The sequence below is a fragment of the Paraoerskovia marina DSM 21750 genome (assembly GCF_000701465.1).
Lineage (GTDB): Bacteria > Actinomycetota > Actinomycetes > Actinomycetales > Cellulomonadaceae > Paraoerskovia > Paraoerskovia marina.
Window position 1 is genome coordinate 625,117 of sequence record NZ_JNIY01000004.1, and the last position, 11,476, is coordinate 636,592.

Here is an 11,476-nt window from a genome sequence, read left to right on the forward strand (position 1 = left end):
CGCGGGCAACGCGCCCGCATCCACCCAACACCACACGCTGGACGAATCAAGGGAGATCTCATGTCCGCACGCACCACCACCCGCCGTCGTATCGGTGCCTTCGCCGCCGCGACCGCCGCCACGGCGCTCCTCCTCTCGGGCTGCACCTCGAACGAGCCCGCCGACGAGGGCGACGACGCCGAGGCCAGCTCGGAGGAGGCCGCACCGGTCTCGGCCAACGACGACCTGGGCGACGACGTCGTCATCGGGTTCTCGGCCCCGGCCGCCGACCACGGCTGGATGGGCGCCATCACCAAGAACGCCATCGCGATGGCCGATTCGTTCGACGACGTCGAGCTGCGTCAGGCCGAGGCAACGAACGACGTCAATGTGCAGATTAGCCAGATCGAGCAGTTCATCAACGAGGGCGTGGATGCCATCGTCCTGCTGCCGTTCGACGGCGCCTCGTTGACTGAGGTCGCCATCAAGGCCATGGAGGCGGGCATCCCGGTTGTCAACGTCGATCGCGAGTTCTCCAGCCCGTTCGCCGCCCGTACCACCGTGCTCGGCGACAACTACGGCATGGGCGTCAGCGCCGGCACGTACATCTGCGAGCAGCTCGGGGACAACCCCGACGCCGTCGTGGCCGAGATCGCCGGCATCGACTCGCTGCCGCTGACCCAGGACCGCAGCCAGGGCTTCGAGGACGCTCTCGCCGATTGCGGGCTCGACGTCGACAACCGCGTCGCCGCGGACTTCACCGTCCAGGGTGGCGAGTCGGCGACCTCCAACCTGCTGCAGGCCGCGCCCGAGATCGACGCGATCTGGAACCACGACGACGACCAGGGTGTCGGCGTCATGGCCGCGATCGAGAACGCCGGACGTGACGAGTTCTTCATGGTCGGCGGCGCCGGCTCCAAGAACGTCATGGAGGACATCCAGGCGGGCGACACCGTCCTGCAGGCCACGGTCGTCTACCCGTCCACGCAGGCCGGTGACGGCATCGAGCTCGCCCGCCTCATCGCGCAGAACAAGACGATGAGCGACCTCGAGACCGTCGGTGTCCCGCGCCAGGTCCAGCTCTTCGCCCCCGTCGTGACCGCGGACAACGTCGACGAGTACCTGCCGACTGCGTTCGAGTCCTGAGCCGACGACTCTCGACCGGCGGGGAGCCTGGCTCCCCGCCGGTCGTCCGGCTCGCACAACTTTGACGAAAGGACCTTCACATGGGTGACGCACCCGCACGGCTCGGCGTCGGCATGGTCGGCTACTCGTTCATGGGCGCCGCGCACTCGCAGGCATGGCGCACCGCTCCTCGCTTCTTCGACCTCCCGCTCCGTCCGTCGATGACGGCGCTCGCTGGGCGCAACCGTGACAACGTCACGGCGGCGGCCGACAAGCTGGGCTGGGACTCCGTCGAGACCGACTGGCGCACGCTGCTGACCCGGGACGACGTCGACCTGATCGACATCTGCACGCCGGGTGACACGCACGCCGAGATCGCGATCGCCGCCCTCGACGCGGGCAAGCACGTCCTGTGCGAGAAGCCCCTCGCCAACTCGGTCGCCGAGGCCGAGGAGATGGTGGCGGCTGCCGAGCGTGCCGCCGCCCGCGGCGTCCTGTCGATGGTGGGCTTCACCTATCGCCGGGTTCCCGCGATCCAGCTTGCACGTCAGCTGGTGGCCGACGGACGGATCGGCACGGTCCGTCACGTGCGCGCGCAGTACCTGCAGGACTGGCTCTCCGACGCGGCGGCGCCGCTGTCGTGGCGGATGGACAAGGACAAGGCCGGCTCGGGCGCTCTCGGAGACATCGGCGCCCACATCATCGACCTCACGCAGTTCATCACCGGCGAGTCGGTCACGGGGGTCTCGGGCATGCTCGAGACGTTCGTGTCGGAGCGTCCTGTCGCCACGGAGTTCGCCGGTCTCGCCGGCAAGGGCGGCGACGAGGTCGGCCCGGTCACCGTCGACGACGCCGCGTGCTTCCTGGCCCGGATGTCCGGCGGTGGGGTCGGCGTGTTCGAGGCGACGAGGTTCGCCCAGGGCCGCAAGAACGCCATCCGCATCGAGATCAACGGGTCCAGGGGGTCCGTGGCCTTCGACTTCGAGGACATGAACGTCCTGCACTTCTTCGATGCCGAGGAGCCTGCCGCGACGGCGGGGTTCCGACGGATCGTCGTCACCGAGGCCGACCACGCGTACATCGCGTCCTGGTGGCCGCCGGGTCACGGCCTCGGATACGAGCACGCCTTCACGCACCAGGTCGTCGACCTCGTGGGGGCGGTCGCGGCCGGAGAGCAGCCCGCGCCGTCGTTCGCCGACGGCCTGGCCGTCCAAAAGGTCCTCGACGCCGTCGAGCGCAGCGCCGAGAAGGGCGCCTGGCTCGACGTCTGAGCTCGCGGGCCCAGCCCGTGAACCCTGGTGCGGGGCCGACCGGCCCCGCACCGGTGGTGGCATCCGCCACCACACCGGGACCCCGACGTCCGGGCCGACGTGCGGGTCACTGCGGAGCGCATCGTCATAGCACCACCCAACCGGACCGAAGGAGTTCCTGGTGAGTACAGTGCTCAGAGCACGCTCGCGGACGCTCAGGCGCAGCCTCGCTGCGGCTGTCGCGACCGCGGTCGCACTTCCGCTCTCGGTCGTCGGCGCCCTTGGCGCGCAGGCCGACGAGACAGCTGAACCGATCGTGGAGGCCGTCGACGCGTTCGACGTCATGGTCTTCTCCAAGACGGCGGGCTTCCGCCACGGGTCGATCCCGACCGGGATCGCCGCCATCGAGCAGCTCGGTGAGGACAACGGCTTCACCGTGACGGCGACGGAGGACGCCGGCGCCTTCACCGAGGAGAACCTCGAGCAGTACGAGGCGGTCGTCTTCCTCTCGACGACGGGCGACGTCCTCGACGAGACGCAGCAGGCCGCGTTCGAGGCGTACATCGAGAACGGTGGAGGCTACGCGGGGATCCACGCCGCGTCGGACACCGAGTACGACTGGCCCTGGTACGGCGAGCTCGTCGGTGCCTACTTCGCGGGCCACCCCGCCCAGCAGGACGCGACCATCAAGGTTCACGACCACGCCCACGAGTCCACCGACCACCTGCCCGAGCGGTGGGACCGCTTTGACGAGTGGTACAACTTCCGCGAGGACCCGACCGACGACGTCCACGTGCTCGCCTCGCTCGACGAGTCGACGTACAACCCGGGTGGTACCGCGATGGGTGCCGAGCACCCGATCGCCTGGTGCCAGGCTTTCGACGGCGGGCGCTCCTGGTACACCGGAGGCGGTCACACCGACGCCTCGTTCGCCGAGCCCGACTTCCTCGAGCACCTGCTCGGCGGCATCCAGACCGCCGCGGGCGTCGTGGACAGCGACTGCTCCGCGACCCAGAGCGCCAGCTACGAGGCCGTCCCGCTGGACGACGACACGTCGAACCCGATGATGCTCGACGTCGCCCCCGACGGCACCGTGCTGTACGTGGAACGTGACGGTCGAGTTCGAGTCATCGACCCGGAGACGAACGTGACGACGACGGCGCTGACGCTCGCCGTCACGCAGTCGAACGAGGACGGGCTCACCGGCATCGTGCTCGACCCTGACTTCGGCGACAACGGGTGGGTCTACCTGTTCTGGTCCCCGCGTGACGTGGGTGACGTGGGGCCGCACAACCAGGTCTCACGCTTCACCTTTGCCGACGGTTCGATCGACGCCGCGACCGAGGAGAAGGTCCTGACCATCCCGACGCAGCGGGACACCTGCTGCCACGCGGGCGGCGACATGACCTTCGACTCCGCCGGAAACATGTACATCGCCACGGGCGACAACACGAATCCCTTCGAGTCGGCGGGCTACACCCCGATCGACGAGCGCTCCGGTCGCAAGAACTACGACTCGCAGCGCACGTCGGCCAACTCGAACGACCTGCGCGGCAAGATCCTGCGCATCACGCCGCAGGATGACGGCTCGTACACGGTCCCTGAGGGCAACATGTTCGCCCCTGGAACCGAGGACACGCTTCCCGAGATCTACGCGATGGGCTTCCGTAACCCCTTCCGGATCGGCGTGGACCCGCAGACCGATGCTGTGCACGTCGCGGACTACGGTCCTGACGCGGGCTCGGCGAGCGCGTCGCGCGGGCCGGCCGGGACGGTCGAGTGGAACGTGGTGAGCGAGCCGGGCTTCTACGGCTGGCCCTACTGCACGGGCTCGAACAACGACTACGTCGACTATGACTTCGCCACCGGACAGTCCGGCGAGGCCTTTGACTGCGACGCGGGCGTCGTCAACGACTCCCCGAACAACACCGGCATTCAGCAGCTGCCCGGTGCTATCGAGGCGGAGGTCTGGTACGGCTACGCCACGAATCCGCTGTTCCCCGAGATCGGCGGCGGCGGCGCACCGATGGGCGGGCCCGTCTACGAGTTCGACGCCGACCTCGACTCGGCCGTGAAGTGGCCCGAGTACTGGGACGGCAAGGCGTTCTTCGGTGAGTGGAACCAGGGCAAGATGTACTCGTTCCAGCTCACGGGCGACGACCGCGACGACCTCGTGGACATCAACCGTGTGCTCCCGGGGATCTTCGACCCGAGTGCCGGCTTCGATCGTCCGATGGACTGGGAGTTCGGCCCGGATGGCGCCATGTACATGGTCGACTGGGGCTCCGGCTTCGGCGGGAACAACGACTCGTCGGGAATCTTCAAGGTCAACTACGTCCAGGGCGACGCGGCTCCGATCGCGCGTGCGTCCGCCGATGTCACCAGCGGCGCAGCACCGCTGACCGTCCAGTTCTCGTCCGAGGGGACCCGTCACCCCGACGGCGACCCGATCACACTGGAGTGGACGTTCGGTGACGGCTCGGAGCCGAGCTCCGACGCCAACCCGACGCATGTCTACACGGAGAACGGGTCCTATACGGCCCAGCTGACGGCGACCGACGACGACGGCCTCGCAGGGGTCGCCAACGTGACGGTCGTCGTGGGCAACGAGGCGCCGACGGTCTCGATCACCTTCCCGGAGAACGGCGGGTTCTTCGAGTGGGGCGACCAGGTCGCCTATGAGATCGCCGTCGACGACCCGGACGGTGAAGTGGACTGTGCCGACGTGCGCCTGTTCACGTCGCTGGGCCACGACTCGCACGCGCACCCGTTCGACGAGCTCAGCGGTTGCGAGGGTGTCATCCAGACGGCACGCGACGAGGGCCACGGCATCGAGTCGAACATCTTCTGGGTGATCGAGGCGACGTACGCCGACGACGGTGGAGACGCGGGTGTCCCGCTCTCCGCGAACGACCTTCAGGTGCTGCAGCCCAAGCTCGTGCAGGCGGAGTTCTTCACCTCGACCGGTCGGCTCGCCGGTTCGACGACCGGCGGCGACGCCGGCGTCGTGACCGAGGAGACCGGTGATTCCGCCGGCGGTGGGCAGAACATCGGCTTCATCGAGACTGACGACTGGTGGGCCTACGAGCCTGTCAGCCTGACGAACGTCGACGGCCTTTCCGTCCGCGCCGCCTCCGGCGCGGGTGGCGGTGAGGTCTCGGTGCGCTGGGACGCGCCGGACGGTCCCGAGATTGGTACGTTCACCGTGCCCGACACCGGAGACTGGCAGGTCTACGAGGACGTTCCGGTACCTCTCGCGGACGTGCCCTCCGGCTCGGGGTCGCTGCACTTCGTGCTGCTCTCCGGCGGCATCAACGTCAACTGGTTCGAGATCGACGGACGTGGTGTCACGGCGAACGAGCGTCCTGACGTCACGCTCGACGCGACGCCGCTCGAGGGTCTCGCACCGCTCACGGTCACCGCGTCGGCCGCGGCGACCGACCCCGACGGTGCCGCCGAGGACCTCGTCTATGCCTGGGATCTCGGTCTTGGCGACGGGTTCGTCGACGGTTCGCCCGAGCTCGAGCACACGTACACGGAACCGGGCACGTACCGGCTCCAGGTGCGGGTGACCGACGCGGGTGGTGCCTACGCGGTCGAGTACGTGACCGTGACGGTGACACAGGAGACCGTCGAGCCGACCCAGTGCTTCCAGGGTCGCTCTGACGACTTCCTCGGGACGGAGATCGACCCGGACCGCTGGACCGTCCAGGACCAGGACCAGAACCTGTCGGTCTCGGACGGGATCTTGACGATCCCGGCGTCGACGACCGACTTCTACGGAACCGGGAACGTCACGGTGCCGAACCTGGTGCTTCAGGACCTGGAGGACGGTGCGTTCACCGCCACCGCGAAGGTGACGATCCCGGCGAACGCGCAGTACCAGCAGGCCGGTCTCGTGATCTACGGCGATGCGGACAACTACGCGAAGATGGTCATCCAGGGTCGCTCCAACCCCGGTGACCCGGCGACGCGCATCTTCCAGTTCGTCCGTGAGGAGGCTGGTGCTCCGAACGAGGTCGCCGAGTCCAACACGGCGGCGCTGGGGGCGGCATACCCGTCTACGGTGTACGTGCGGTTCGCGAGCTCTGACGGCTCCGACCTGACAGCGTCGTACTCGGCGAACGGCGTGGACTTCACGCAGATGCCGCAGACGAAGTCGCTCGACGGCATCGTCGACCCGCGCATCGGGCTCGTCTCGCTCGCGGGCACGGGGTCTGTCGCTCCGGTCGTGGACGCCGAGTTCGACTGGTTCCACATCACGCCGGACGACTCGGCCTCCGCGACCGGGCCTGACGACGAGTTCGAGGGATCGTCCCTCGACACGTGCCGGTGGACCGGCATCGTCCGCGAGGACCCGGAGGGCTATCGCGTCGCGAACGGTTCGCTGGAGATCGACACGTCGCCCACCGACATCTATCAGGGTGGCAACACGGACGTGCCGAACATCATCCTCCAGGACCAGCCGGAGGGTGACTGGACCGTCGAGACCGTCGTCGACGGCTCGCAGTTCGCTGAGCAGTACCAGCAGGGCGGTCTGATCCTTTATGAGGACGACGACAACTACGTCAAGCTGGACTACGTCACCGACAACGCCGCGGGTTCGCCCGTAGCAGGCCGGATCGAGCTGCGGTCCGAGGTCGCAGGTGCGATCGTAAACCCGCAGCCTGGGGCGACCAATCTGTCGGGCGACGTCTGGTTCCTGCGCCTCACCAAGGAAGGGACGACCTTCACCGGTTCGTACTCGACCGACGGCGAGACGTGGGAGTCGCTCGGCGACTCCGTCGAGAACACTGCGGTGGCCGACGCGAAGGTGGGCCTCTTCGCCCTCGGCGCGTCCGAGTCCACGTCCGTGACGGCGTCGTTCGACCACTTCCGCGTGGTCGGCGACGAGGTCGCCGAGCCGCTCACCGTGACCGGGTCGATCGACCCGGCCACGCCGGACGGTGAGGACGGGGCGTACACGGGGCCGGTCACGGTCTCGATCGACACGACCGGCGGCCCTGAGGGTGAGCTCGTATACCGCGAGTACAACCTCGACGGCGCAGGCTGGGCCGAGTACACGGCTCCGGTCGAGGTCTCCGATCCGGGGGAGCACACCGTCCAGGTGCGCGCCTCGGCCGGCGACCAGAACGTCGACGGTGCGGATCTGGTGTTCACCATCGCGGACACCGACCCGGTCGTCATGGAGGCCACCCCGGCCGCCACGGTCACCCAGTCCGCGTGCACCGTTGTCGACGGTGCGTTCGACAAGGTGAACGGTGCGGTCGTCGGAACCACCATGGACGGCGTGGCTCGCTACGTCGTCAAGGACGCAGCCGACAAGAGTCGGAACGTCCGCGCGGGCGACATGGCTCCGGGCAACTATCTGATCCGCGCATACCCGGCTGAGGGCTACACCCTCGTCCCGGGCGACGGGTGGACGGAGATCTTCCAGGGACGTCTCGAGCTCGCGGTGACCATCGACGCGTTCGACTGCCCGACGGCGACCCCTGTGGTCACCGTCACGCAGCCGACGTGCGAGGTCGACGAGGACGGCGAGAACGTCCGCGCCGGTGGCTCGCTCACCGGCGAGTCGGTCGACGGCGTCAAGGGCTACGTGGTCCACAACTGGGTGGACGGGGACCTGAACGACGGCAAGCCGTCGGACCTCCAGGACCTCGCTCCCGGCCAGTACCACGTCATCGCGACCCCGGACGCCGACCACCTGCTCGACGTGGACGGCGACTGGAAGATGAGCCCCTCGGGCAAGGCCACCCTGGTGGTGACCATCGACGGGTACGGCTGCGACCGTGTCCCGGCCGTGGACCTCGTCCAGCCGAGCTGTGAGGCCGACGGGACGACGACCGGTGCGCTGAGCCCGGTCGACGTCTCCGGCGTCAAGGGCTACGTCTTCCACAACTGGGTGGACGGCAAGGCCGACGGCAAGCCCTCCGACCTGGGCGCACTCGCGCCGGGTCAGTACCGGGTGATCGCCACGCCGGACGCCGGGACCGAGCTCGAGGTCGAGGGTGACTGGACCCTGAGCCCCTCGGGCAAGGCGGTCGTCATCGTGACCGTCGCGGGGGTGACCTGCGGCTGACTGACCGCGGGGGCCGGGCGTCCGACGCCCGGCCCCCGCATCACCCGCCACCGGGACGTAGCCGGGGTGCCGCGACGCGGTCCCGGCCCGGGGACGGCCGTCGTGGCCGGCACTTCTCGGTGGTATCGCCGGCCTCGCGGTCGGCACCCTCGGCGCAGGACGGTGCGCTCCGCTCCTGCGCCGAGGCCCTGAACACTGACGAACGAGGAGATCTACTGATGAGCACCCAGAGCGTCGCCGCCGGGAGTCCGGCGGTCGCGGTCGGCACGGTCGGCCCGCGGTGGGCATGGCGCGCGTTCGCCCTCCTGGTCACGGCCGTGCTGGCCGTCGCCTGGGCCGCGTCGCCCGCACATGCCCACGGCGGCGACCTCCAGGTCGACATCGGGACGGACGGCGCGGGCGGGATCGACGCCGCCGTCAGCTGGGCGGCCGACGGCCACCCCGTGGAGGAGACGGTCGACCTGATCGTCACCGCCGTGTCGGACGACGGCACCGAGGTCGGCCCGGTCCAGCTGCAGTCCGCGTCCGAGGGCGTGGGCTGGTACAAGTCTGAGCCGGGACTGCTCGGTGAGGGGCACTGGGTCCTGACCTCCGTGGCGACCGTCCCGGCGGAATACTCGGGGACGACCGAGATCGACGTCGCCCCGGTCGTGACGCCAGAGCCTGACGAGCCGGCACCCGGTCCCGAGACCGAGCTGGCCGCGGACACCTCCGACTCGGCTGCGACCGGGGAGACCGGCAGCGGCACGTCGTGGGGCTGGGTTGCGGTCGGCGTCGCCGCGGTCGTCGCCTTCCTCGCGGTGGGTGCGGTCGTCCTCCTGCGCCGTCGCACGAACGAGTAAGACACCAGAGATCCACCGAGGGAAGGAACGACAATGACTCGACCTATCAGCCTGTTCACCGGCCAGTGGGCCGACCTGCCGCTGGAGGAGGTCGCCGGACTCGCCGCGGGATGGGGGTACGACGGACTGGAGCTCGCCTGCTGGGGAGACCACCTCGACGTCTCGCGCTGGGACGACGACGAGTACGTCCAGGGCCGTCTCGACCTGATGGACCGCCACGGCCTGAAGATCGTGGCGATCTCGAACCACCTGACGGGGCAGGCCGTCTGCGATGACCCGATCGACCGGAGGCATGAGGAGATCCTGTCGCCGGAGGTCTGGGGCGACGGAGATCCGGAGGGCGTTCGCCGACGTGCCGCCGAGGCGCTCAAGGACACGGGTCGGATGGCCGCGAAGCTCGGCGTCAAGACCGTCGTCGGGTTCACCGGGTCGTCGATCTGGAAGACGCTCGCGATGTTCCCGCCGGTCCCGGCCGACATGATCGAGGCTGGCTACCAGGACTTCGCCGACCGGTGGAACCCGATCCTCGACGTCTACGAGGAGGTGGGGGTGCGGTTCGCCCTCGAGGTTCACCCGAGCGAGATCGCCTACGACTACTGGACCGCCAAGCGCACCCTCGAGGCGATCGGTCACCGCAGCTCGTTCGGGCTCAACTGGGACCCCAGCCACATGGTGTGGCAGGACCTCGACCCCGTCGCGTTCCTCTGGGACTTCCAGGACCACATCTTCCACGTGCACTGCAAGGACACGAAGAAGCGGCTGAACGGGCGCAACGGACGCCTCGGGTCACACCTCGAGTGGGCCGACCCCCGTCGCGGCTGGGACTTCATCTCCACCGGTCACGGCGACGTGCCGTGGGAGGACGCCTTCCGGATGCTCAACGCGATCGGCTACGACGGTCCGTTGTCGGTCGAGTGGGAGGACGCCGGGATGGACCGTCTCGTCGGCGCACCCGAGGGGCTGGAGTTCGTCCGACGCCTCGCGTTCGACGCTCCGGACGCGGCCTTCGACTCGGCCTTCTCGAGCAAGGAGTAGGCGGCCCTCGCCTCCGGCTGGTCCGGCAGCCCCAAGCGGTCAGTCCAGACGCGTGGGGCTGCCGTCGTCCCGCACCATCACGACGTCCTGATGCGTCTCGCCACCGACGACGTACTCGCGGTGCCCGACGACGTCGAACCCGCCTCGCGCGTAGAACGACTGCGCGCGATGGTTCTCCTGGTTGGTCCCGAGCCAGACGGGCCCGGTCGCGAGCCGCCGGCCGGCGGTGAGAGCCGACATGAGCAGCGTGCTCGCGACCCCGGCCCCCTGAGCGTCCGGGTGAACGTAGATCTTGGACAGCTCGACGTCGGCGAGCGGCCGCCCTGCGGTATCCAGGACCGGGCACGGTCCGAGACTCATGAGCGCGTATCCGAGCAGACCGTGCACTCCGTCGCGTTCGACGACGTACAGCTCGTGCCGTGGACTCCGGATCCAGGCCGCCATCGGGTCGATCCCCAGCTCGGTCTCGACATGACGCTGGACCGCGACGGGGTCCGCCCCGGGCGGGCAGGCCAGGGGGAACGTGAGCGCCGCGAGTGCTGTCAGCGGGACGAGGTCGAGGTCGGTGGCCGCGCGTGTCCTGGCATCCATGGGTCGAGGGTAGTTCGGGCCGGCCTGCGGCGTCCCCGGAGAGGTGGTGGGGGTCACGTCGGGGGGATTTGGTGGTTCGTTGTTCCGGCTGTAATGTTCTGGATGTCAGCCCGACAGGGAGACACGGACAGGAGCTCTTCGGGGCGGATGGCCGGTCCCGGGTGCTGATACCCCTGGTTTCTGAGTCTGGTTGGGTTGTGCCTTGTGTGCGGCTGGCTGGAAGGGGGGCTGGACGCGGGAGATCGGGTCTGGTAGGTTGGAGAGGTTGCCCCGGGTTCGGGTCGCTGAGGTTCGGCGGGTCGGGACGGTGCGTGCTGGTTGTTTGAGAACTCAACAGTGTGCTTGATAGTCAATGCCAAAGTTTTATCTCCTGGCTGGTGACTGTGGCTGCCCGTTCGGGTGGTTTCGGTTGGTGGTTGGGGGTCTTTGGACAACAGTTTTTGAAAACGTTAGTTTTCGAATCTGATTGCCAGATTAATGAGGCCGCGCATCGTTTGGTGTGTGGTGCTTCGTATGGTTGTTTGCTGGCTGGCTCCTTGTGGGTTGGTTGGTTGACGTTGATCATTTACGGA

The 11,476-nt window shown here is 68.6% G+C and carries 7 protein-coding genes; 6 read left to right on the forward strand and 1 reads right to left on the reverse strand.

Annotated features, from left to right (window positions below):
* Positions 1 to 60: 60 nt before the first annotated feature.
* The 5 genes from Q343_RS0108925 (at position 61) to Q343_RS0108945 (ending at position 10,313) form a co-directional block, all read left to right on the forward strand.
* Positions 61 to 1,125 carry a substrate-binding domain-containing protein gene (locus tag Q343_RS0108925; protein WP_029253239.1) on the forward strand — a complete coding sequence of 355 codons (1,065 nt, stop codon included), beginning with the start codon at positions 61 to 63 and terminating at the stop codon, positions 1,123 to 1,125.
* Positions 1,126 to 1,205: 80 nt separating this feature from the next.
* Positions 1,206 to 2,375, forward strand: coding sequence for a Gfo/Idh/MocA family protein (locus Q343_RS0108930; RefSeq protein ID WP_029253240.1), 1,170 nt, complete (start codon positions 1,206 to 1,208; stop codon positions 2,373 to 2,375).
* Positions 2,376 to 2,535: 160 nt separating this feature from the next.
* Positions 2,536 to 8,436 (forward strand): ThuA domain-containing protein, encoded by a 5,901-nt coding sequence (locus Q343_RS14895; RefSeq protein WP_248616790.1) that lies wholly within the window; start codon positions 2,536 to 2,538, stop codon positions 8,434 to 8,436.
* A 218-nt stretch (positions 8,437 to 8,654) separates the two neighbouring features.
* Positions 8,655 to 9,278: a hypothetical protein gene (locus Q343_RS0108940; protein ID WP_029253242.1), complete on the forward strand. Its 624-nt coding sequence runs from the start codon at positions 8,655 to 8,657 to the stop codon at positions 9,276 to 9,278.
* A 33-nt stretch (positions 9,279 to 9,311) separates the two neighbouring features.
* Complete coding sequence (locus Q343_RS0108945; protein WP_029253243.1) at positions 9,312 to 10,313, forward strand: sugar phosphate isomerase/epimerase family protein; 1,002 nt, start codon at positions 9,312 to 9,314, stop codon at positions 10,311 to 10,313.
* A 39-nt stretch (positions 10,314 to 10,352) separates the two neighbouring features.
* On the opposite strand, the gene Q343_RS0108950 is transcribed toward Q343_RS0108945, so the two are convergent.
* A complete protein-coding gene (locus tag Q343_RS0108950; protein WP_052367037.1) occupies positions 10,353 to 10,904 on the reverse strand; it encodes a GNAT family N-acetyltransferase in 552 nt (183 codons plus the stop codon).
* Positions 10,905 to 11,242: 338 nt separating this feature from the next.
* On the opposite strand from Q343_RS0108950, the gene Q343_RS15455 reads away from it, so the two are divergent.
* On the forward strand, positions 11,243 to 11,476 hold a 234-nt coding region (locus tag Q343_RS15455), incomplete at its 3' end, for a hypothetical protein (RefSeq protein ID WP_211248988.1).

Bases quoted from the DNA above. Each gene is read 5' to 3' on its own strand.
- Q343_RS0108925 (WP_029253239.1), top strand. From the start codon at position 61: ATGTCCGCACGCACCACCACCCGCCGTCGTATCGGTGCCTTCGCCGCC.
- Q343_RS0108930 (WP_029253240.1), top strand. From the start codon at position 1,206: ATGGGTGACGCACCCGCACGGCTCGGCGTCGGCATGGTCGGCTACTCG.
- Q343_RS0108940 (WP_029253242.1), top strand. From the start codon at position 8,655: ATGAGCACCCAGAGCGTCGCCGCCGGGAGTCCGGCGGTCGCGGTCGGC.
- Q343_RS0108945 (WP_029253243.1), top strand. From the start codon at position 9,312: ATGACTCGACCTATCAGCCTGTTCACCGGCCAGTGGGCCGACCTGCCG.
- Q343_RS0108950 (WP_052367037.1), bottom strand. From the start codon at position 10,904: ATGGATGCCAGGACACGCGCGGCCACCGACCTCGACCTCGTCCCGCTG.